Below are 24046 nucleotides of genomic sequence, written 5' to 3'. Positions count from 1 at the left end.
TATCGACGGAATTACTTCCTTACGTGAGCTTATCCTTCTGCATGTTGCCTCTGTTATAAATTTCCAGCAGATGAGGTAATTTCTGATTTTAGTCGTTGGTAATCTGATGCAAACAGAAACTGGCTTATATGAAAGATTCCATAAGTAATAAATGGGGCTGCAAAGACATCAATACTATAATGAATATGGCCAATCAGCACTGTATAAGCGAAAAAAATTGCAGCAGCAAGGCAAATATAGCGTAATGTTGTCTTATTCCAAAAGATAAGCATCATTAAAAAAGGGCCTCCGACATGCCCGGAAAAAAACAAATCACCATTAAATAAAACAAGAGATGAAAAATTATCCGGAATGGTCAGTTGATTAGGAGGTGCTCCGAGATGGGTCATACTAATAAAGGCGCAACGTATTAGTATAAACAGAGCGGCACTTTTAGTGATAAAGGGAATGAAAGCTGGATTTAACAGGATATAAATAGTAAAAATCGTCCAGAAGATAATAGCCGCATTAACATGAAAAACAGTGACATCACGTAGAGGTAAATTATCAAGAATTAAATCGTTTACAGGGCTACCAGCCATAAGTGAAGCATATTTTCCTGCAAAATTCATAATGAGAAAGCTTATAAAAAGCAAAAGAAATCCACTAAGCAGACTTCTTATGAATACTCTTTCCTGACAAAGGACATGGTAACGGTTTGCGACTGCTTTCATAAATTCACCATGGATTGATAGAGTTTTTCATATTGTTCGGTAGTTCGTTTGATATCATGTTCTTGAGATAATTTTCTGCTCTCTCTTCCCATTTGTTCACTGAGAGAGTGATTACCAAGAATCTTGACCATATAACAAGACAATGTCTCAATGTCATTAGGGTCAAAGAGATAACCATTTACTCCTTCTTTAACAAGTTCAGGCAAAGCCATCGCTTTTGCAGCCAGAAGCGGTAATCCAGAAGCAATAGCTTCCAAGGCAACAATACTTTGTAATTCAGCAGTTCCCGGATTTACAAAACAATCAGCTAAACTATATATTAGGGGGTATTCCTCGTCTGACAGATACCCTGTAAAAGTGATATGCTCAGTGAGATTCAGATTTTGCACCAGTTTTTTTAATGTTTGTAATTCTGCGCCACGACCGGTTAAAACAAAATGAGCATCAATAGATTGTCTTGCTTTATAAAATGCTTCTATTGCTGTTGATAAATTTTTTTCTTTATCCAAACGTCCAGCATACAATAGAATTGGCTTATCAGGAATTTTATAACGTTGTTTAATGAAGCTGGCATTTTGTTTTGGCTGAAATTTTTCTAGATCCACTCCACAAGAAATAACATGAATTTCTTTTTGTAAATGTACCTCTTTAAGTAAGTTGGCTGCAGTGTGGGTAGGAGTAGTTACTATCTTTACATGATTTAGCATATCAACCACAATACTCCATGTGGTGCGATGAAACCATTTTTCAAAATACTTGGGAAGGTGAGTATAGTGGAAAAAATTTTCTGGCATAAAATGATTCGTAGCCATTAACGGGATACCTTTTTTACGGCAGGCTCGATAACAAATTCCACCTAAGAAAAATTTTCCCTGCAAATGGACAACATCGGGATCAAACTCTGTTATTGCTTTTAAAATACCCTTCTTGATGAAGAGAGGCCAGCACACACGAAAATTCTTATAACCAAAGGCTGGCCATGATCGTGCGCCATACAGATTGACTCCTTCATAGCTTGTATAACCTTGTTTCAGGCTTCGAGAGGGGCATATTACAAGAACTTCATGCCCTTTGGCTTGTAAGGATTTTGCCAAGCGGTGAGTAAAATAAGCACCACCATTTAAATCGGGAGGGTAGCTGTCAAGGACAGTCAGGATTTTCATGCCTATTTTTTAAGAGCGTGGAGAATACGATAGATTATCATTTATATAAATATACGGCAATTATTTACCAAACAACCCTCAATAAGTTCTCTTTGATTATAATAAGCCTTATAGTACAATAATGCTCCATCCTTTAACAAGTCAGTTCTATGCCGCCAGCAAAAATAATTGGAATGGGAAAATATTTGCCCGCAAACATAGTGTTGTCATCTGAGCTAGACAAAAAACTCAATCTTCCTGAAGGCAGTGTTCAGAAGAAGTCTGGATTAGTTTCCAGGCATTTTGCCAGTGTCAGTGAAACAACCTCCTATATGGCTAGTCAAGCTGCATTACACGCTGTGCAACAAGCAGGAATTACTTTGGCTGACATTGATGCCATTATTGGGGCCTGTGGAGCGGGAGAGCAACCTATACCCTGTACGGCTGTTCTTGTTCAAAAACAATTAGGATTGGAAAACTCAGGAATCGCATGTTTTGATATTAACAGCACCTGTCTTAGTTTTCTTACGGCACTTGATGCGGCGTCTTATATGCTCTCAGGGGGAAGATTTAATCGGATACTGATTGTATCAAGTGATATCCCTTCATTTGGCCTGGATTGGAGTGACCTGGAAACCTGTACGATTTTTGGGGACGGCGCAGCCGCTTGTGTTATTGAAAGAAGCCATGATACCAGTCGAATTCTTGGGGCTCATATGAAAACATACAGTTCTGGTGCTACCTTTTGCCAAGTTCAGGCTGGAGGTACATTCATGCCGCCTGCGAGTGAATACAATAAGAAATATGGTTTGTTTGAAATGGATGGGAAGAGTGTATTCAAACTGGCTAGCCAAATGATTGGTCCTATGCAGGAGGAGCTATTTGCTAAAGCTGGCGTAACACTAAATGATGTTGATTGGGTTGTACCACATCAGGCCAGCTTGCTTGCCATGCATCATATACGAAAAAAACTTGGTATCCCTGGTGAAAAATTTGTTGATATTTATACTACCCATGGTAATCAAATGGCCGCTTCTCTGCCTTCCGCATTGTGTCATTTGATCCATAATCATGATTTACAACGCGGGCAATTGGTTTATCTATTAGGTACTGGCGCTGGATTATCAGCTGCTGGAATGATACTGGAGTATTAGTATGATTTCAGTTGTAACCGGTGCTACAGGATGTTTGGGTATAAATCTCACAAGACGCTTGATTAAAGAAGGCCATGAAGTCATTGCATTAGGACGCAATTTGCTGTTGGGGGAAATAATAAGTCAAATGGGAGCAACGTTTGTCCCACTCGATTTGAAGGATCTGAAGTCTTTATCCTTAATTAGTCAAAACGCGGATTTCATATTTCATTGCGCAGCTTTATCAAGCCCATGGGGAAAATATAAAGATTTTTACCAGGCTAATGTCATAGGAACTCAACATGTCGTTCAGGCAACCCCCAGTCAGGCTCGACTTGTGTATGTCTCCACTCCCAGCATTTATTTTGATTTTACAGAGAAGCACAATATTAGGGAAAATGCTCCGTTACCAGAAAAACCGGTCAATTATTATGTGCAAACCAAATTAATTGCTGAATCCATCGTAGATAAAGCTAGAATGGAGCATGATCTGGATGTGATAACCTTACGGCCCAGAGGAATTTTTGGACCATATGATCGTGCTATTTTCCCACGTTTATTGAAAGCGGAGCGCCAAGGAGTGCTACCAATAATTGGCTCAGGTAATCATTTGATTGATATTACTTTTGTAGAGAATGTAGTAGAAAGTATGATCATGGCCGCTTTGGCAGATAAATGTAATTCAGGAAAAAAATATAATATCACCAATGATGAGCCTCGGACTTTTATTGATATTATTTCAATGATGTTTTCTGCTCTTAATAAACCATTAAAAACCAAGAGTATTCCTTATAATCAAGCAAGATTTGTTGCAAAGCTTCTCGAATTTTTGCATCGGGTACTTTATCTAAAAACAGAACCAAAGATTACAGAATATGGTGTCGGGGTGTTAGCTTTTGGACAAACATTAAATATTGATGCGGCAAAAAAAGATTTAAAGTATAAGCCAATTTATAGTATTGATGAGGGTATAAAGAAATTTGCTGAATGGTATTGCTCATGGATATAAAGTATCAGTTATTTGAAGCTGGCTATTGCAAACATTGCGAGCGTATGACTTTAAAAAATGGAGGAATCAGACAGCGTGAATATCCAGCTTTCTGTGCTCTTATAAAGCATCAAAATCATGGATATATTTTATTTGACACAGGATATTCTGACCGGTTTACCAGTTTAACCCAAAAATTTCCAGCCTCTTTATACCGTCGTTTAACTCCGATGACACTTGTAAAGTCTCTAAAAGAACAACTGCTAGAAATTCATATAAAACCAGAAGACATCAATTATATTGTGATTTCGCATTTTCATGCTGATCATATTGGAGGATTATGTGATTTTCCTAATGCTCAGTTTATATGCCATTCTGAAGCGATAGACGATATTCTACATAAAAAGGGGTTGAAAGCGTTATTGAATGGTTTTTTACCTGGACTGCTACCTGAAGATTTCTTTGATCGTCTATTACCACTTCAAAAGATAATCCCACTTGGTGAGCATCTTTTGCCCTTTTCTGATGGTTTTGATGTATTCGGTGACAACTCATTGATCGCTATTCCTTTACCGGGACACGCTAAAGGACAAATCGGCTTATATTTTAAAGCGCCTGGCGACACTTTCCTGGTTGCGGACAGCTGCTGGCATCAGGAAACTTTTAAAGAACTGATTTATCCGAGTACATTGACCTATTTGATTCATCATGACAAGCACGCTTATTTAAGGACAATTCAAAAATTGCATGAACTGTATTGCAGAAACAAGACTATTGATATTATTCCTTCACACTGCCAGCAATTGCGCCCTAGAATTGGAAATCCATCATGTTAGCGCATATTCTATTTCACTATTTCAATACGCTTTATCTTAACAGGATTATTACTACCCCGGAAAAACTAAAGATTCATCAAGAAAAACAATTTAAAAAACTTATAAAAAATTGTTTGTGTCAATCCGCATTCTATAGAGATTATCTGAACTCTCCTTTCGAACAGTGGCCAATTGTTAATAAAAAAATCATGATGGAACACTTTGATGATATTAATACAGTAAATATCAAAAAACATGAGGCATTAGAGATTGCTTTGCGGGCTGAAAATACGCGCGATTTTTCGCCAATGATAAATAATATTGCTGTTGGTATATCTTCAGGGACATCAGGTAATAGAGGCTTGTTTTTAGTAAGTGAAAGGGAGCGAGATGCCTGGGCAGGAATAATCCTTGCCAAGGCTATGCCGAATGGCTTGCACTCGCAAGAACGAATCGCCTTTTTTCTAAGAGCAAATAACCAGTTGTATACCAATTTAAATAAAAGCAGAACGATACAATTCCATTTTTTTGATCTTTTGGCTGATTTTGATGCTCATATTCAGAGATTAAATGCCATTCAACCTACGATTATTTCAGCTCCAGCCAGTGTGCTTTTAATGCTTGCTTGTCATCAAGATATTTTAAAAATTGCACCCAAAAAAATATTTTCTGTGGCGGAAGTATTGGAACCAAAGGAAGAAGATATTTTAACCAAAGCATTTGGTTGTACCATATCGCAAATTTATCAATGCACGGAAGGTTTTTTGGCTATTAGTGAACGTAAAACCAATCGTTTATTAATGAATGACGAGTTTCTTATTATTGAAAAGGAATGGTTGGACGAAGAGCGGTTCGTACCAATTATTACCGACTTGTATAGATATACTCAGCCAATTGTTCGTTATTGTCTTGATGATGTTTTGGTTGTTAAAAGATCGAATGGTGTATTTACTGAGTTAAAGAATATTGAAGGCCGTTTAGGTGATGTTTGTTATGGAAAACGAGGGCAAGAAATAATTCCAATTTTTGCAGATGTTATTCGCCAGCATATGAGTAGTAGTGGTGTAAGTTTTGAGGATTATTTAATTTGTCAGCAGACATTAACCCAATTTACAATTCAGGTATCACCCGAAATAAGCAATAAAAATCAACTCATTGAACATTTGAATCAACTGTTTATCTATAAAAACTGCGAATTACCCCAATGGAATTGGGAGTTCTATGATAAAAGTAAACCTGGTGTGAAACGCAGAAGGGTTCGCTCACTATACTGTCCTAAAACAGAATGAGTGGGTACTAAAGAACTGGTTTGCTCTGCACAACACAAGCTAGAAACTTATAATAATACTTGCTTATGTAAACGACAGGTTCTTGAGTTCATCATTAAGCGTTTTTTACTATAAATGCAAACGGTACGTAGAGTACTCTCCCATCAATTTGCACCTGGGCAAACATTTTAATGAAACCTGCTTTATTAGGTTCAATATGGAACTGCAATCGAGGCCCTCCACGTTCCATGCTATTTTTGGGCTCTTTGCCAAGAGGATGGACATGGGTAACGGTTTTAAAATCCTCGTTAAATCCAACAATGTGTGCATAGGCTCCCATAATTGGTTCTAGTGTACGGACTGGATGCCCTTTAGCATTAGTAACTTCGATTTCTCCCATCGCTGGTTTACCAGCTAGTATAGGCATTTTATCGAAGGTTAATTTGAATCGATATCCATTGACTTTACTCTCTAATACTGTTTGATGAGGTAAAGGATTCATTGTTCTCGTTACTGTCTGCGGAGATGTCAGATCAACAGTAACATATTCCTGTGTATTGGTATGAGTTGGTAACAGATCAGCCCATGCTCGATACGTGGCATTCTTGAGATTGGGTTGCCATTCGAATTGGTAAATACCCGGAGTAGTGGTTTCTACTGGATGAACATGACTATAGTCAATGAGAAGATTATCAATAATTAGTAAATGAAACTTTTTGGTATGTATCTCAACAAGATCATTGAAAGTAATTGGTTTATTCGATTTTATATCAGTGAGTTTGACAAATACCAGTTTCCTATCTTTTTTATCAATTATCTTCTGGACTTCCAACTGTATTGTGGGTGTATTCCCCAATTTGGAAGAAGACGTCGAAAGATCTTTCATCGCGTGATGATGTGAGTTATCAGCATAGATCATGTGATGACAGGTATTCATGAATAAAAAGCTGATTAGAGTGATGATAATTTTTTTCACAATACAATGATCTCCGAAATATTTTATTTCAAGCCAAATTTTTTCTCAGGGAGCGATGAATTATAATTGAAAGCAGTTAATTCTTACAGGGTAAAAAATGCATTATTATTTATTATGATGTTGTGGATATAAACAAGGATAACAGCATATCATAAGCTAATTAAAATGGTTATAAATTTCAGGCAGTATAAAACTACGGATAGGTGAATAATGGCACACAACCACCATGAAGGTTATTCTCAAGTTCATAATGAGCACGCTTGTTGTCATAAGAAAAGTCATGCACACAAACCTCAAATTACCATAGAGCGAGCAACCTTCTATACTTGCCCCATGCATCCCGAAGTTCGTCAGGCTACCCCGGGGATTTGTCCACTTTGTGGAATGGCATTAGAACCAGAAGCAATTTCCATTGGTGAAGCAACAAATCCGGAATACCTTGATATGAAGCACCGACTTTGGGTGGCGTTGATATTGACTTTGCCTGTAGTAATCTTGGAAATGGCTGGGCATGGATTCCAGCATTTTGTTTCGACAGGTATTTCAAATTGGATTCAATTGTTGTTCGCAACACCCGTGGTGCTATGGTGCGGTTGGCCTTTTTTCCTGCGTGGTTGGCAGTCACTCAAAACACGCCAATTAAATATGTTTACTTTGATAGCGATGGGTATTGGTGTCGCATGGATTTATAGTGTGGTGGCGGTTTTTTTCCCCGGATTATTCCCCGCTGCGTTTCGAAGTCAGGAAGGGGTGGTCTCTGTGTATTTTGAAGCAGCCGCTGTGATAGCCACACTTGTACTGCTGGGGCAAGTACTTGAATTAAAGGCACGAGAGCAAACGGGTAGTGCCATTCGTGCTTTACTGAAATTGGCACCAGAAAGTGCATATCGCATTAAGGAAGATGGCAGTGAAGAGGAAATATCGCTCGATCAAATAGTTGCTGGTGATTTGTTGCGTGTACGGCCTGGTGAAAAAATACCTGTGGACGGTGAAATACAAGAAGGGCATAGTTTTATAGATGAGTCTATGGTAACGGGTGAACCTATGCCGGTTACTAAAGAAATTGGAGACAAGGTTATTGGTGCCACAATGAACCAAACAGGCAGCTTTATTATGAAAGCGTTGCATGTTGGGGCTGATACCATGCTGGCACGTATTGTTCAAATGGTGAGTGACGCTCAACGAAGTCGTGCCCCGATTCAGCGCCTGGCGGATACTGTTTCAGCATGGTTTGTGCCCGCAGTGATTTTGATAGCAGTATTATCTTTTATTATATGGGCGCTATTAGGCCCGCAGCCATCCCTTGGATATGGATTAATTGCTGCTGTATCAGTTCTCATTATTGCTTGTCCTTGTGCACTGGGTTTGGCAACTCCAATGTCTATCATGGTAGGTGTGGGAAAAGGTGCGCAAAATGGAGTATTAATCAAAAACGCTGAAGCGCTTGAACGCATGGAAAAGGTGAATACGCTCATCGTAGATAAGACAGGCACTCTTACGGAAGGACACCCGAAACTTACCCACATTGCCACCAGCGAAGATTTTGATGAGGGACAAGCATTGCTATTGGCTGCTTCTCTGGAATATCACAGTGAACATCCCCTGGCTAATGCCATTGTGAAAGCCGCAAAAGAAAAGCAAATGTCTTTCAGCTCAGTTCAAAACTTTGAAGCTCCTACTGGAAAGGGTGTAGTAGGCAGAGTAAATGGCCATCAGGTAGCTATTGGTAATGCAAAATTAATACAAGAGTATGGAAGCGACAATGCTTCTCTTTTTGAAAAAGCTGATAAGTTTCGTGCAAAAGGCTCTTCTGTGATGTTTATGGCGGTCGATGGTAAAACAGTTGCGCTTTTAGTAGTAGAAGATCCAATTAAATCAACTACCGCAGAAACCATTCATAGCCTTCAAAAAAAGGGTATTGAGATTTACATGCTGACCGGCGATAGCAAAAAAACCGCAGAAGCTGTGGCAGCTACTCTAGGCATAAAAAATGTCATAGCAGAAATAATGCCTGAAGATAAGGGGCGTATTGTCAGCGAATTAAAAGGAAATGGTTTAATTGTTGCCATGGCTGGCGATGGAGTAAATGATGCTCCTGCACTGGCAAAAGCAGATGTTGGTATTGCTATGGGTACAGGGACTGATGTCGCTATTGAGAGTGCTGGTGTTACTTTGCTCCATGGAGATTTACGTGGTATTGCCAAGGCCCGATATTTATCAGAAAACACAATGAATAACATACGTCAAAATCTCTTCTTCGCTTTTATTTATAATACGTTGGGTGTTCCACTAGCTGCAGGTATTTTCTATCCACTAACAGGTCTGCTTTTAAATCCAGTCATTGCTGCGGTAGCTATGGCACTTTCTTCCGTATCAGTCATCCTTAATGCTTTAAGGTTGCGACGAATTACAGTGTAATTCTGTAAATAAAACATTTTTTAAATCTTCCGTAATGACTCCTGTTTATAATAATCAGGAGTCAATTGATTAATAAAAAGCAAGTTATAATGCGATATGGAATTCCATCAATTACCTCGATTTCACCTGGGTTTTTAAATAGGCAACAATTTTTAAATTATCTTTGAGTTCATATTTTCTTAAGTATTTATTGCTAATATTGTTTAAATTTTGATTAATTATAGAGAGGTTTGTATGCAAAATGAGAAAGAAGTGAAAGAACTCATTCAATCAGATAAGAAAAAAAGAGTCACTTGGAATGATAATCAGACCGAAGGGCAGATCGAGGAAAAATTTCTTAAAGTTGGCACTGCTTCAACCCCATATAAAAACAAATTGGATGAGAGAGTTTCCCAATTGATGGAAGAGGGTTATTCAGAAATTGAAGCAACATCAATTACAGGAAAACCAATAACACCGAGTGGTGAGGTTATTTTGAATAACCCAATTTTTTATAAATCTAAGGAAAGTATCGATACAGAAAAAGCGAATCGTTATAACTTTTTCTCAATAAGAAACATTGGATTAGGTATAGTGGCTTTAGCAGCTGCTGCAACAGTCGGACTGGTTGTATCAAAAAACAGCTAAACGTATTGCATTCCCATTAATTTTTTAAGATAAATAATCTAACAAAAATTCAGGAATTCGCTGCTCAAGCCAATACACAGGTTGGCTTGAGCTTTTTCCAGTCCCGGCAATAAAGCCTACATGCCCGCCGTATTCGCTTAACTCTAGAGTGGTTTGAGAAGATAGTTCTTTCGATGTTGGGATAGCATCTGGTGTCATGAACGGATCATCTTGTGCATGAATAATCAAAGTTGGCGTGGTGATATTCTTAAGGTACTGTCTGGAGCTTGATTTTTGGTAGTATTCGTGGGCATTTTTAAATCCGTTGATCGGCGCTGTAATTCGCTCATCAAAATCCCAGAAGGTTTTTAAGGAAAGTAAGTCATTTTTTGAAAATGGGGAATTATTTAAGTGATTTAATTTTTTTAGAAAAATACGACGTAGTCGACTTAATAAGTAAGCTTGATAGAGGCGAGAAAAACCCTGATTCATCCTGTCAGCCACTGAATTTAATTGGAACGGAACGGAAACAGCAACAGCTGCATCTATCCATAAAGATGATGATGTTTCACCCAACCATTTCAGCAGAACATTGCCACCCAAAGATATGCCGACGACCGCTTTTTTTGTTACAGGTTCTCTCTTTGCTAAAATTTCAAGAAAATAAGCAAAATCCGCTGTGTCACCGGAATGATAAGTACGCAAAATCCGATTAGGTTCTTCACTGGCTCCGCGAAAATGCATTAAAACACAACGAAACCCAGCATTGGCAAACGCTTGCATCAATCCACTGACATAGATGGAGTTAATACCTCCACCCAAACCATGCAGTAATATGACCAAGGGTGTATTTTTATTTAAGTCATTAATAGACCAGGCCAGATCAATAAAATCACCGTCAGGCAATTCCAGGCGCTCATGAAAGTCAATTGGTGGTTTTAACCGCTTTTTTACTAAAGTAGGATATAAAGTTTGTGCATGCCTGTTACTTAGCCACCACACGGGTCTAAATGAACTATTTACAATCATATTGATAGCCTGAAAATAAAAAATCGAATTCTAACTGGATAAAGTAGAACAAGATTAAAAATAGCAAAAAAATACTTACTTAAATTATAGTCAATCAATAATTGAAACCAATCATTGTTGGTAATCTTGCATCATAATGTTTTATAGTCGCCATATCAAACGATGTTAAGATAAATAATGTATCAACTAAACTAATAAGTTCAGTATCTATTGATATCATAGGAATTTGTAGATTTAGTTTAGAACCCTTTTTCTTGAAGGAGATCTTGATGTACTCTTTAGATTGGCCACGTGCCTACGGTATTCCAAATTCTACAGCTACTTTTAAGTTGTTTCCGGAAGATTTTCAAGTGAATGAATTGCTTGAAGGACAGTTTAGTGGTGAAGGGGAACACATAGTTCTTAAAATTGAAAAAAGAGGGCTAACCACCGAAGAAGTTGTTAAATCATTAGCCAGGTTAATTAACAAACCGATAAAGTTAATAAGTTATGCTGGATTGAAGGACAAACAGGCATTAACAACGCAATGGCTCAGCATTCATGCGCCCGGAGAGATTATTAATAGTATAGAAACACTGGAAGCACCGGGATGGAAAATACTTGAATGCACACGTCATAATAAAAAACTGAGGCCAGGTTTTTTATCAGGAAATCACTTCACAATCACGTTAAGAGATGTTTCTAATGAGGCGGATTTAATACACCGTATTGAACAAATTAAATTAAAAGGTGTTCCAAATTATTTCGGTGAGCAGCGTTTTGGTCGAGATGGTGGAAATTTAATAAAAGCAGAGGAAATGCTAGTACATGGGCGCAAAATAAAGGATAAATTTTTAAAAGGAATGTATTTTTCCGCAGCTCGAGCATGGTTGTATAATTTAATACTGTCTCGGCGTGTAAAAGATTCATCATGGAATCAGCCCTTGTTGGGTGATGTCATGCAACTAAGTGGATCAAACAGTATTTTTGTTACTGATAAAAATATGGATGAGCAATTAGTAAAACGAATTAGTGAGAAAGATATTTCTCCTGCAAGCCCTCTACCCGGTAAGAGTAAGAATCTGGTAAATGGCAAAGCCTTGCAAATAATAAATGAAGTTTATGCAGAATGGTCTGCCTGGTTGGATGGATTGGAAAAAAATGGTTTGGAAGAGGCCTGGCGTGCAAATATCCTTTATGCAGAACAGATTGAATATACAATAAAGCAAGATACATTAGAGCTTTCATTTATTTTACCCGCTGGTTCTTATGCTACAGTCATATTGCGCGAATTGGTTCAATATTAAGTATCAATATAAATAGGAGTTTATGATAGAGCTGCATTCTGTTGGATATAGAGTAATTTTTAATCGCATCTTTCGCCTGATTTTCTGTCATAATAAAAAGAGATGGTTATTTAATTGAAGGACGCTTCATGAGACTGGTTAAAAGGATGAGATCATTTTTTTTGTTAGTGCTGTTAGCCATCTACTCAACCACATCTGTTGCATTGAGCGTTGAACTGATAGAAACCAGTCCGAAATCTCCTGTTATATTAAATCAGAATGAGGCTCTGTATGTGCTTATTCGATATAAGAGTGACCAGCCTTTGCGTTTCCAGGCAATTGGTGAAAATCTGCAACAAAAAATGATGGACAACGCAAGATTTAATCCATCACAAGCATACTCATCTGGAGAAGGAGAGGCTATTGCCTGGGTAGCCTACGATAATGTGACAGAAATTGATTCTATTGCTGTCACAATCTATGATGCCAATTGGAAGGCTTTGCAAACGAAATCAATTCCTGTGTCTGCAGTCTGGCAAAATGAAAATATCAGAAACAATCAGCCACTAGCTCCCTGGGTTCAAAGACTGAATCAACAACAGCAATCCAGTGTGTTTATTCAATCTCAGACTCCGATCTCTTCTGGTGATGCCCAGTTTGTTCAACTCTTTTTTTTATTAATTCCTTTGTATTGGATTTTGCAAATTATTATTATTTTTAATTGGACGGGGAAATGGAAAAAATTGGCCTGTTTCCCTTTATTCTTTAGCGTACCTTTACTGTTGTATACGCTCTATGCTTTATGTGCGGGTTCTAATTTATGGCCTTTGATGATGATATTTGCGACACCATTTATTCTGGTATTTTTATTGTTCATTATTGGATATAAAAAAATCTATTCCAGATAACAAGATGCATCCAATACTCACCTTAGTATAAAAGTTTAATCCAGTGTCAAATTTGAATTTTTCTGAGTCTTTTATCAAGTTCTATCTCTTAATATTTGCTTAATAATGATTCTTTATAATCAAAAATCAATGTAATTGTTTCAAATAACTAAGAGATAGATTAAATTATGCACACAAAGAAAGATAAAAAAATAATATCGCTGCAAGAAAGAGTAGAAAATGCAGTGGATGTTTCAGGGGCTTTTGACAACTGTTTTTTTCATAATTTTGCGCTGTACCTGTTAACTAATAATTTACCTCTCCCTGATGATTTATTTCACTTTAAATCAATCATTGATAAAGATAGTAAAGCAGAACAATTATTCCAATTTTTTCATAACCCGGAATCGTTAAATATATTTTCTTTATTAGATAAGGAAAATGATTTCTCCGAAAAGCCTGGTTATCTCTTTGAAAAGAGCTTGATTTTAGGATTTCTGTTTAGGGAATGGTTCGCGACTCAACTCGTTAACAATTCAACAGTTAAAGAGGAAATGCTTGAAGGTGAGAAAGGAGTATTCAGCGCTTTTAAAAACTATAAAGAATACAGAGCATTTATGTCAAAAGAAGATTTAAAAACAACGGAATTTGGTGTTTTATATGAAGCGAATGAGGCCTTTTTAGAGTATTATTATAATCGCTCTGAAGGCATTTCAATAAATAGATATTCACCTTTTGAAAAATATTTTGATAACTCTTCCTCAGATGAAGAGGCAATTAAAAATTATTGGGACGCAGAAGGCTATAAATTGTATTGCCAACATTTGGCAAAACCTCAGGTTAAATTATCTCATATTGAAATTATGACCATGATGAAGGTCATTAATCAGCCACTTACTATCTATGATCGTTCGACTTCTACAGTTGTAGCCGAGTATGACAACCCAAAGGTCAATGTACCTGATTTTGAAGTGGCTATTGATGCGCTTCAAGGGCATTACTTTCTTTTAAAAACCGAGGATACAGAAAAAGAGTTAGAAGAATATGAAAGAAGTTATGCTCAATATAAAAGAGATAGAAGTGAGATTCTTTCGGATTCTGATAAACCTGTTTCTTCCTTATTAGTTAGAGCCACTTGCCCCAAAGGCCATTTGGATGAAGATCCTTTTGTTGCATTAATGGAACGCCTTTCCGAAGTAGAGAGTCGTAGACCGGTTAAGACCAATTTGACAAACAAAAATCCAGATTCACCTAATTGTAATTTCCTTTTGAAAGTAGGCGCATCAGTCATTGGTACCTCTTCTGCAATAATAACTTTATTGGGGATAGCCATACTATCCGGTCAATATGATCCTGGAAATAGCCTGGCTGAAGAGGCATTAGCCACTACCGTTGCTTCTAGTATTGTAGGTTTGGGTTATGGACTTTATAGTTTCTTTAGTTCTACTCCTAAGGTCTCAGAGCCTGATTCTATCAATGGATTATCACAAAAACTTAAATTGAACTAACTCTCCAGGAATTATCAAATATTATCTGTAAGTCAATCAGGTTGATATTAGATCTCAACCTGATTGCATCATTCTAGTAAACCTTTATAACTAATAGTGAAGTATTTTCCCAGGACTATTCCAACTCTACTATTTTTATAGTAGCATACTACTATAAAAATAGTAGTAGTGTATGAAGTTACTGGAGATAAACATGTCGGCAAAAAAAAACTCATCAATTCATGAGCGCCTTCTTACAGAGGTAGAGCTTGAATTAATGAACATTATCTGGAATCTTGAAAAGGTAACGATTAAAGAAGTTGTTTCACATTTGCCTAAGGAAAGACCATTGGCCTACACAACAGTGGCAACAGTAATAAAAGTGCTGGAGCAAAAGGGATTTCTTGAGTGTCAAAAAAATTCCTATGCTCATGTTTTTACTCCCATAGTTACAAAATCCGAGTATGAAAGCACTTGTATTGATCATATGGTTGCCAATGTTTTTGATGGAGAACCCCGAGCACTTGTCCAAAGACTTTTGATGGCCAGAAAGTTACAGCACGATGACATTCAAGCCATTGAAGAAGCACTTAAACAATTAAACGTTGGTGAAAAACAGCCAGAGGTGTTGTAATGTTATTGATAGAAATTTTATTAAGTATTCATTGCTTACTCCTCATCAGCTCACTATTTATAGGACTTCCTTGGCTAGCAAATAGACCATCTTTTAAACTGAAATTATTACGTTTTTTATTGGTTAGTTGTGTGTTTTCTCCATTCATAGTTCATTGTGTAAATCCTGATCAAAAACCTGAACGACAGAACTATGTATCATTTGATGCTCTGCAAGAGTATGTAAGCCAACCTATCTTTAAAACAGAACCTGTAAAATTCAATCATGAATTGCTTTCCAGCTTTACATTGATCAATGTAAGTTATTGTCAGCTTTTTTATGTAGTGTTTTATTTGTTCGTCTTGTTTCGTGGTTATCACCTGTTATCAGGTTTAAGCCACTTGAAATTGATCTTGACTGAAGCAATTCCTTATCGAACCTCCGGTAAATTAATTATTAAAGTTTCTCACCGATGCCATGTCCCTTTCTCAGTATTGCTGTTTAATAAAGCTTACATTGTATTACCAGTCTCTTTGCTTTCTTCTTCCAGGAATGTGAGGATTGCGATTGCTCATGAAGGACAACATCATCGTAATGGAGATTGTTTATGGGCTTATTTTATTGAAATCATGCGCATTATCCTATTCGGGAATTCCGGTGTTACTCGATGGTGTCGTGTTTTAGGCGACTTACAAGAATTTTCATGTGATGAAGTATTGGTTGGCCACCTAAAAATTTCGGCACATGACTACGGCCGCTGTCTTTTTAATGTTGTACAGACAGTATCCCAATGTTCTCTGTCATCTAACCGAAAATTTGCATGCACGGTAGGTATGGCCTTGGGCAAACAAAACGAAGACTGTACTTTTATCATCAGGAGAATTTCAATGCTATCAACTTATCCACCCAACGCATCTAAATCCTTGTTATTAAGGATAGCATTTACAGGGTTTTCTATTTTAATGCCAATATGTGTTGCCTATTCGGCAGCAGGAACCTTGAGCAGTAACAAGGCAAAAATCGTCGATACTTCTCACTTGGATTCCGGAATGCAAAACATTGCCGAGAGAGAAATTGCAGCTGCAGTCAAACGATATCACGCAAAATCAGGAGTTATTGCGATAGCTGATCCTAATACTGGCAATATTATTGCATTTGCTGAATCAAACCAGAATAAAGAACAAAACAGTTGGAAATCACGAGTTTTTTCACCCGGGTCTACCATTAAACCTTTTATTGCAGCTGCTGCAATCGATTCTGGGAATAGCTATGAAGCAAAGAGCTATGATTGTCATTCACCTTATTACATAGAAGACAAAACATTTACTAACTATAATTCCAATGTTGGATCGGCTTCTTTAGCTGAGGCTATCGCAAAATCTATCAATGTGTGCCTAATCAAGGTCTCTCAAGAGACTGGAGCACCAGTAATCCGTAAAAAACTCTCTGAATTTGGTTTTGACATGAACACTTGGTGGCAAGCGGACCAAAGTGACGATATACAACTGGCAATGGCGTCACTTGGAGAGAATATTCCTGTCACAATCGAATCGTTAATAAAGTCTTATGCCATCCTTGCTAACAAAGGACATCCATTTGATAGAGGAAATAGAGCTATTATTTCAGAAACAAGCACTAACTCAATAAATCATATGCTAGAGAATGCTGTTACAAAGGGCACAGGAAAACTCGCAGTTATTCCTGGTGTCCCTGTAGCTGGCAAGACAGGAACTGTTATTGAAAATAATAAGTATCTTGCTTTGTTTGCCGGGTATGTGCCGGTGGATAATCCACGTTATGTTTTATTAGTTGTGATTGAACAAGGTTATTCAAGAAAAAATGGAGAGACATTAACTTCGGGAGGGGAGTTGGCTGCTCCAGTATTCCGAAATGTCGCGATGGATGTTCTTGGTAGTACAAATCGATAAGTAGCTTATGGGTGTGATATCTCTTTTCATACCCAATATGCAAGAATGTTGGGGTTGTTATGAAGAAAATAATTGTGTTTTTGTGTATGGGATTATTATTTTGTGTCTCTACCTGGGCTCAAGGTACCTGTTTTTTGGCAACGGAAAAACAAACTGTGTTAAAACGCGAAGGTAATGATTGTAATCAACGCTATTCGCCAGCATCAACTTTTAAAATTGCACTGAGCCTTATGGGCTTTGATTCTGGTATATTAAAAGATGAGCTTCATCCTGAATGGCCATACAAAAAGGAATATGAACTTTATCTGAATGTATGGAAATACCCTCATAACCCGCGCACCTGGATTAGAGACTCCTGTGTTTGGTATTCACAGGCATTAACTCGACAATTGGGCATGAAGCGATTTAAGGGTTATATTGATGCATTTCACTATGGTAATCAGGATGTTTCGGGAGATAAAGGTCAAAATAACGGCTTAACCCATGCCTGGCTTTCAAGTTCACTTGCTATCTCACCCATAGAGCAAATTCAATTTCTACAAAAAATAATCCATAAAAAACTACCCGTGAGTCAAAAGGCTTATACCATGACTAAAAACATCATATACATCCAGGAGTTGCCTGGTGGGTGGAAGCTTTATGGAAAAACTGGAACTGGTCGGCAGTTAACAAAAGATAAAAGCCAAAAATTGCCTTTACAACATGGATGGTTCGTAGGTTGGATTGAAAAGGATGGTCGTGTGATTACTTTTGCAAAGCATATTTCAGATAGTAAAGAGAATAACACTTTTGCCAGTTTTAGAGCGAAAAATGATGCTCTGATTCAATTGTTTAACCTCATTAATGAGCTGGAGAAATAATCTAAAGAATTGTCGGATCAGGGCACTTCTGATCCGTTTACCTAAATCTGTGAACTATATGTACACACATTTCTGGAGTTGTTACTGCTTGTCAGCGGTAGCTACAAAGTCCTGAATTATATCCTTAGTCATTAATTTCGCATTTTAGTTTGGATGATTGTGCGTTAACCCAGATTAAAAATTCAATGAGATCATTAATTTCTTCCGGAGAAAGATTTTTGCCTATCGGTGGCATGTATCCTCGCCCATTCTTTACAAGCTTACTGATATCAGAAGGTGTTAAGTAGCTCGTCACCATGCCTAAGTCTGGTGCGCGTCCTTGAGCACCCTTGTAAAATAGAGAGTGGCAAGTGGAGCATATATTATTAAAAACATGATGACCATTTTTTATAGACTCTGATGCATGCAAAGGATTTAAGAAACGAGAAAAAGTCAGGTCTTTTTTATTCACTATTTGTATCGAAATAACCTGGTATGGCCAACTGGCAGGGTAGGTGCTTGTATTATCCCATACAATATAGAAAGGACCGGGATTATCTTTTTTACCGTGCTGATTAATGTAACTCCAACGACCATCTTTGGTGATGTTATTGTCAGAAATTGTTTCGGGCGCTTCTTGATAAGCAAGATAGGCTTGACCTTTTGTCGTAAAATACAACAGAGGAGTTTGAGACACATATTTATCTACTGTTTGAGCTAATACTAACTGGTCGGCATTGTTTTTTTGTAAATCTACGGCTAATAATTTTGTCAAAATCTGATTCATATCAAAAGCATAGTATACTTTTTTCTCATTATTATAAGCTGGATTAAGAGGGATACTAACACGAATGGTTTTAAACTGTTTTTTTAGATCTGACAGCGTATATGTCTTATCAGCAATAATTATTTTAAGTTGTTTTTCTGTTGAGTCGGATTCCCCAAAACAACATGTTGAGAGTAATGCAAAGTTAATTGCATAGACCAGTAGAAACATTAATTTAAGGCTCTTGTCCATAAGTCCTTCTTACAATTCAGATTTTTCCATCCTGTCATTAGTTATTATGGTTTATAATAGAAGTACTTCCAAGTGATATTTTCCAACAGGAAAAATAATTTTGCATGCAATATTGACATCTTCAACTATTTTAATATAAAATAGAAAGAATTTTTATTTTACCACATAAAAGCTAGGTTTAAAGCGTCATGAAAATTACATCTTAAGTAAGCCCAACTATAGGGCAAAGTGAACAAAGTCATTTGTGACTTTTGTTTTTTCCAGTCCTAACAGACATGCTTAAGAGTAAATCATGAACCATAAACCGATTCAATTTAAAGACATCAGTCTTATCTATCCACATAAAACCTGTTTTCAAGATTTTAGTGGAGAAATCCATTTTGGCGATCGCATTGCACTAATTGGTCGTAATGGCTCAGGAAAATCGACGCTACTCAAGATGCTTTGTGGTCTTTCTTTGGCCCCTGTTGGCGAGATTAAAGTACCCCGTGATGTTCGTTTTGGTCATTTACCACAAGTAATAGAGGATTATCCTGATTTAAGTGGTGGTCAACGATTAAACCAAGTATTAAGCAAAATATTGTCGGATGAACCTAATGTTTTGTTGTTAGATGAACCAACGAATCATCTGGATCACCATAATCGTCGTTCTTTACTGAGTATGCTTAAACATTATCCTGGGACATTAATCATTGCCTCTCACGATACAGAACTCATCAATACAGTCATAGATACTCTATGGCATATTGATTTAGGTCAAGTGGCTGTATTTAGAGGAGCTTATTCTGATTATCAACAAATGCTTGAGGACAAAAAAACATCGATTAAGCAGGAGTTATCAAGGATTGCACAACAGAAAAAAGAATCACATCTTGCTTTAATGAGAGAACAAGAGCGCAATAAACGCTCGCGTGTTCAGGGTGAAAAGAAGATAGCCCAACGCAAATGGCCAACGATTCGGTCTCATACCAAGCTCGCCAATGCAATTACAATAGGCAATAAACGATTAAGTCACATTAACCATAAAAAACAACAATTGCTCGAGGAGCTTTCCTCTCTAAACCTTACGGAGGTGATTAAGCCCAAATTTAAATTAAAGGGACTTAAGCATCATAAACCCTTAATCAGAATTCAAGACGCTTCGATTGCCTACGAGTCTGGCATGATTCTTAAAGATATTCATTTTCACCTTAGCGGTTGCGAACGAGCCGCATTACATGGCAACAATGCGTCAGGTAAGTCGACCTTTGTCAAAGCGATCTTGGGGGAAAGTCAAATTAAGAGGACGGGAGAGTGGACTGTGCCTAATTGCAATACAATAGGCTATCTCGATCAGCATTATCAACATTTGAACTTTAATGAAACGGTTTTGGATTTAATGAGCTCTAAGATGCCCCATGCATCTTATGCAGAAATTCGTGCTCATTTAAATGATTTTTTATTTCGCAAAAACGAGGAAGTAGAAATTAAGGTCAAAAGTCTTTCTGGTGGTGAAAAGGCAAGGCTTTCTTTAGCATTGATTGCGGCTCAACCGCCTAAACTACTTATTTTAGATGAGATCACTAACAATGTAGATTTGGAAACACGCACTCATATCATTGAGGCACTGAGTGAATTTCCAGGCGCAATGCTCGTCATTTCTCACGACCATAACTTTTTAGAATCCATTCACATTGAAACTAATTATCAGATTCATCATGGAAAGTTATCTGGTTTCAATGATGCCTATTTGGAGGTAATCCATCATGACTAATCGTTTGCCCAATCACTTGAGTTCTTTTGTGTGGCATTTTTTAAAACCATATCGAAGCATAGTGATGTTATTTATCCTGCTTGCCCTATTGGCTGGGTTTTGGGGACCGTTTAATAGTTTATTGGTTAAGTCTTTCATTAATACTTTAGCTGCAAAGGCAAGTCAGGACCTCTCTTTTTTGTATTGGATTGCTGGATTATTGGTATTGAACTTTATTGTTTTTGACAATATAACCTGGCGCACCCTTGGGTACTTGAACTATAAATATGAAGCCGTGATTAAAAACCAGATTATTAGCCAGACGTTTGAGTATGTATTGGGAGGTAGCACGCAATTTTTTCAGGATAATCTCTCCGGGAGGATTGCCGATCAAATTACCACACTTGCAGATAATCTTGAGATTATTTTACATCGCGTGTCTGTAGATTTTCTTCGTGGTGCTTCACTATTAGTGGTTTCATTTATTACAGCCTATTTTGTGAATGTTTTGTTTTTCTATATTTTATTTCTTTGGTTCATTGCCTTTGCCTCATTTAGTATTTGGATGTCAGCTCGATTAGTCCAGTTGTCTGATGACCATGCAAGTTCTGAATCACAGCTTTCCGGGCAATTGGTAGATAGTCTGGCAAATCAATCCAATATTCGTATCTTTTCGCGAAAAATCTACGAAGTGGAACGCATGAACACTTTCTTTCGCTTGGTAAAACGGGCTTTTCAAAGAAAAGAGCTGTTTATAGTTTTGTTATGTTGCGCACAAGGTGGAATGATTGCAGTGATGATGGGTTTTTCATCGATTACTTTAATCCATTTATATGGCAAGGGTCTTGTAAGCATAGGTGATTTTGCCTTGATTCTGGGACTTTCCATGGAGTTAGGCCATATGATGTGGTACACCATGTATCAAGTGGATCAGTTTAACCAAGCCTTAGGCAAAGCAAGACAAAGTTTAAAAGCATTGGTGATACCCCATGAGATTAAGGATAAAAACAATGCATCTCAATTAGTCGTTACTCAAGGACAAATTGAATTTTTCAGGGTGAAATTTCATTACCAAGGCGGTTATTCTCTGTTCCAGAATAAATCCGTAACAATTGAAGCAGGTCAAAAAGTGGGTTTAGTAGGTTATTCAGGCAGTGGTAAATCGACTTTTGTGAATCTGATTTTACGACTTTATGAGGTTGTGGAGGGGCAGATTCTCATTGATGGTCAAAACCTATCCGAAGTCACTCAAGAGAGTTTAAGGCAAGCCATTGCCATGATTCCTCAAGACCCAACACTTTTTCATCGAAGCTTAATGGACAACATACGCTATGGTAGGACGGATGCAACGGACGAGGAGGTCATATTAGCCTCCAGGAAAGCACATGCACATGAATTCATAAGTCTTTTGCCAGAAGGCTATAAAACCCTGGTAGGAGAACGTGGGGTTAAGCTTTCAGGTGGTCAGCGTCAGCGTATTGCGATTGCAAGGGCTATCTTGAAAAATGCTCCAATTTTAATCCTGGATGAAGCCACGTCTCAGCTTGACTCCATTACAGAATCCAATATTCAAGAGAGTCTCTGGGAGTTAATGCAAGGAAAGACAACCCTGGTTATTGCGCATCGCTTGTCTACTCTTCTGCATATGGACAGAATTTTAGTCTTTGATAAAGGCCATATTGTTGAAGATGGGAATCATAACGAACTATTGAAGCGTGGTGGTTTGTACAAAACCTTGTGGAATGCGCAGGTTGGTGGCTTTTTGCCAGATCAACAGAATGAGAAAGGAGAGTAAGTTATGTCAGTTAAGCAAGAGCAGCATCTCATCAAAGTAGTACCTTATGATTCGAGTTGGTCTATGCAATTTGAACAGGAAGCAGAACAGATAAAAAAAGCGTTAGGTAATAATTGCATTGATATTCATCATATCGGTTCCACCTCAGTACCTGGTTTGGCTGCAAAACCAGTCATCGATATGATTCCAGTTGTTTTAGACCTAAGCAAAGTAGATAGTGCCAATACTGCCATGCGAACACTTGGCTTTGAAGCAAAAGGAGAATACGGTATTCCCTTTCGCCGCTATTTCCAAAAGGGAGATAATCAACGAACACATCATGCTCATGTTTTTGAGCTTGGAAACTCCGAAATTGAGCGCCACTTAAAGTTTAGGGATTGGATGAGATCTCATCCGGAAGATAGAGAAGCTTATGCGCGTTTAAAACAAGAGTTGGCACGCCAATATTCTGATGACATTACCGCCTATTGCTTGGGTAAAGAAGATTTTATTGCAATCATTGATAAAAAAGCAGGGTTTAATGGATTAAGAATGGTTAAGGCATTAACACCTCGTGAATGGGATAAAGTACGCCATTTCAGACAATTTTATTTTTTTGACAAGGCCGGTCTTTCTGATCCTTATACCTGGACTTTTGAGCATGATGCGCATGTTCATTTTGTTTTATTTCAAGGAAGCGAAATCATTGGCTATACTCATTTGCAATTATGGCCTCATAACAGAGCAGCACTACGTATTATCGTTATCGATGAGCTTAAAAGAAACCATCAATACGGTAACCGTTTTTTGACATTATGTGAAAAATGGCTCAAAAGTCAGGGCTATCAAAGTTTGCATGTTGAGTCGTCACCAGATGCTCTAAGATTTTATCGAAATAATGGTTATATCGATATGTCTTTTGATGATCCCGATGGCTATGAAGGTGATGCCGAAGATACTGCAGTAGGGAAAATATTATGATTCAAATAGAAAAAATAACAGGGGAATTAGCTCACGCTTTGTGTTCGACAATTACAAAAGATTTACCAGAATATTTTGGTTTACCAGAAGTAAACGAGCACTATGCAATAGGTGTGAAAACACGCACTAATTTTGCAGCAAAAAAAGGGAATGACGTTATCGGGCTTATTTCAATTGATTTTCCTTATCCTAATAATGCCAATATTTATTGGATGGCTGTCAGACGAGATTTTCATCGCCAAGGTGTAGGTAAGCAATTAATTGAAGCAGCCTGTTATTTTGCTAAAACGCAGAGGGCTATAACCATAACAGTTGAAACGCTAAGCCCTTCAGAGTCAGAAGACAATTACCTTAAAACGTATCAATTCTATCAATCAGTTGGCTTTCACTCTCTTTTTGATTTAAAACCCAAAAGCTATGAGTGGAGTATGGTG

20 protein-coding genes and 1 pseudogene are annotated in these 24046 nt (G+C 37.6%); 16 read left to right on the top strand and 5 right to left on the bottom strand.

Going from position 1 to position 24046, the window contains the following annotated elements; all coding sequences use genetic code 11:
• Window positions 1–53 precede the first annotated feature (53 nt).
• Window positions 54–713: a phosphatase PAP2-related protein gene (locus EL201_RS08380; RefSeq protein ID WP_027221820.1), complete on the bottom strand. Its 660-nt coding sequence runs from the start codon at window positions 711–713 to the stop codon at window positions 54–56.
• Entirely contained in the window at window positions 710–1876 is a 1167-nt protein-coding gene (locus EL201_RS08375; protein ID WP_027221819.1) for a glycosyltransferase family 4 protein, read from the bottom strand. Before EL201_RS08375 ends, EL201_RS08380 begins: the two co-directional genes overlap by 4 nt.
• 149 nt (window positions 1877–2025) lie before the next feature.
• Here EL201_RS08375 and EL201_RS08370 point away from each other — a divergent pair, with 149 nt between their 5' ends.
• The 4 genes from EL201_RS08370 to EL201_RS08355 are packed head-to-tail and all read left to right on the top strand — an operon-like array spanning window position 2026 to window position 6080.
• On the top strand, window positions 2026–3009 hold the full coding sequence (locus tag EL201_RS08370) for a beta-ketoacyl-ACP synthase III (RefSeq protein ID WP_027221818.1): 984 nt from the start codon (window positions 2026–2028) through the stop codon (window positions 3007–3009).
• Window position 3010: 1 nt separating this feature from the next.
• Window positions 3011–3997 carry an NAD-dependent epimerase/dehydratase family protein gene (locus tag EL201_RS08365; protein WP_027221817.1) on the top strand — a complete coding sequence of 329 codons (987 nt, stop codon included), beginning with the start codon at window positions 3011–3013 and terminating at the stop codon, window positions 3995–3997.
• Complete coding sequence (locus tag EL201_RS08360; RefSeq protein WP_027221816.1) at window positions 3976–4812, top strand: MBL fold metallo-hydrolase; 837 nt, start codon at window positions 3976–3978, stop codon at window positions 4810–4812. Before EL201_RS08365 ends, EL201_RS08360 begins: the two co-directional genes overlap by 22 nt.
• Complete coding sequence (locus EL201_RS08355; RefSeq protein WP_027221815.1) at window positions 4806–6080, top strand: F390 synthetase-related protein; 1275 nt, start codon at window positions 4806–4808, stop codon at window positions 6078–6080. The genes EL201_RS08360 and EL201_RS08355 overlap by 7 nt, the downstream gene beginning before the upstream one ends.
• A gap of 94 nt (window positions 6081–6174) precedes the next feature.
• Here EL201_RS08355 and EL201_RS08350 read toward each other — a convergent pair whose 3' ends face one another.
• Entirely contained in the window at window positions 6175–7035 is an 861-nt protein-coding gene (locus EL201_RS08350; RefSeq protein ID WP_027221814.1) for a DUF8832 domain-containing protein, read from the bottom strand.
• A gap of 210 nt (window positions 7036–7245) precedes the next feature.
• Here EL201_RS08350 and EL201_RS08345 point away from each other — a divergent pair, with 210 nt between their 5' ends.
• Both EL201_RS08345 and EL201_RS08340 read left to right on the top strand, forming a co-directional pair.
• Window positions 7246–9453, top strand: a complete 2208-nt coding sequence (locus tag EL201_RS08345) for a copper-transporting P-type ATPase (protein ID WP_027221813.1) — start codon at window positions 7246–7248, stop codon at window positions 9451–9453.
• A gap of 234 nt (window positions 9454–9687) precedes the next feature.
• A complete protein-coding gene (locus EL201_RS08340) occupies window positions 9688–10080 on the top strand; it encodes a hypothetical protein (RefSeq protein WP_027221812.1) in 393 nt (130 codons plus the stop codon).
• Between the two features lie 24 nt (window positions 10081–10104).
• On the opposite strand, the gene EL201_RS08335 is transcribed toward EL201_RS08340, so the two are convergent.
• Window positions 10105–11088, bottom strand: a complete 984-nt coding sequence (locus tag EL201_RS08335) for a hydrolase (RefSeq protein ID WP_027221811.1) — start codon at window positions 11086–11088, stop codon at window positions 10105–10107.
• A gap of 269 nt (window positions 11089–11357) precedes the next feature.
• On the opposite strand from EL201_RS08335, the gene truD reads away from it, so the two are divergent.
• From truD to blaOXA, 6 genes are all read left to right on the top strand, one after another.
• A complete protein-coding gene (gene truD, locus EL201_RS08330) occupies window positions 11358–12374 on the top strand; it encodes a tRNA pseudouridine(13) synthase TruD (RefSeq protein WP_027221810.1) in 1017 nt (338 codons plus the stop codon).
• A 128-nt stretch (window positions 12375–12502) separates the two neighbouring features.
• Entirely contained in the window at window positions 12503–13261 is a 759-nt protein-coding gene (locus EL201_RS08325) for a hypothetical protein (protein ID WP_027221809.1), read from the top strand.
• A 167-nt stretch (window positions 13262–13428) separates the two neighbouring features.
• The gene (ceg23, locus tag EL201_RS08320) at window positions 13429–14748 is read left to right on the top strand and encodes a Dot/Icm T4SS effector Ceg23 (protein ID WP_027221808.1); all 1320 of its coding nucleotides are present in this window, start codon (window positions 13429–13431) and stop codon (window positions 14746–14748) included.
• A gap of 193 nt (window positions 14749–14941) precedes the next feature.
• A complete protein-coding gene (locus EL201_RS08315; RefSeq protein ID WP_027221807.1) occupies window positions 14942–15361 on the top strand; it encodes a BlaI/MecI/CopY family transcriptional regulator in 420 nt (139 codons plus the stop codon).
• Window positions 15361–17268, top strand: coding sequence for a M56 family metallopeptidase (locus EL201_RS08310; RefSeq protein WP_027221806.1), 1908 nt, complete (start codon window positions 15361–15363; stop codon window positions 17266–17268). The genes EL201_RS08315 and EL201_RS08310 overlap by 1 nt, the downstream gene beginning before the upstream one ends.
• 59 nt (window positions 17269–17327) lie before the next feature.
• On the top strand, window positions 17328–18128 hold the full coding sequence (gene blaOXA / locus EL201_RS08305) for a class D beta-lactamase (protein WP_027221805.1): 801 nt from the start codon (window positions 17328–17330) through the stop codon (window positions 18126–18128).
• Window positions 18129–18252: 124 nt separating this feature from the next.
• Here the strand turns inward: blaOXA and EL201_RS08300 are convergent, their stop codons facing one another.
• Window positions 18253–19125, bottom strand: coding sequence for a c-type cytochrome (locus EL201_RS08300; RefSeq protein ID WP_027221804.1), 873 nt, complete (start codon window positions 19123–19125; stop codon window positions 18253–18255).
• A gap of 292 nt (window positions 19126–19417) precedes the next feature.
• Between EL201_RS08300 and EL201_RS08295 the strand changes: the two genes are divergently transcribed.
• The 4 genes and pseudogenes from EL201_RS08295 to EL201_RS15970 all read left to right on the top strand — a co-directional run.
• Complete coding sequence (locus EL201_RS08295) at window positions 19418–20878, top strand: ABC-F family ATP-binding cassette domain-containing protein (protein ID WP_027221803.1); 1461 nt, start codon at window positions 19418–19420, stop codon at window positions 20876–20878.
• Complete coding sequence (locus EL201_RS08290; protein ID WP_027221802.1) at window positions 20871–22652, top strand: ABC transporter ATP-binding protein; 1782 nt, start codon at window positions 20871–20873, stop codon at window positions 22650–22652. The genes EL201_RS08295 and EL201_RS08290 overlap by 8 nt, the downstream gene beginning before the upstream one ends.
• 3 nt (window positions 22653–22655) lie before the next feature.
• A complete protein-coding gene (locus EL201_RS08285) occupies window positions 22656–23612 on the top strand; it encodes a GNAT family N-acetyltransferase (protein ID WP_027221801.1) in 957 nt (318 codons plus the stop codon).
• A pseudogene (locus EL201_RS15970) lies at window positions 23609–24043 on the top strand (GNAT family N-acetyltransferase); the annotation flags it as partial. The gene EL201_RS08285 and the pseudogene EL201_RS15970, both read left to right, overlap by 4 nt.
• Between the last annotated feature and the right edge of the window lie 3 nt (window positions 24044–24046).

Origin of the sequence: Legionella pneumophila subsp. pascullei (assembly GCF_900637585.1) — a bacterium.
In the GTDB taxonomy this organism is placed as follows: domain Bacteria; phylum Pseudomonadota; class Gammaproteobacteria; order Legionellales; family Legionellaceae; genus Legionella; species Legionella pascullei.
This window is presented reverse-complemented; position numbering and strand designations above follow the sequence as displayed.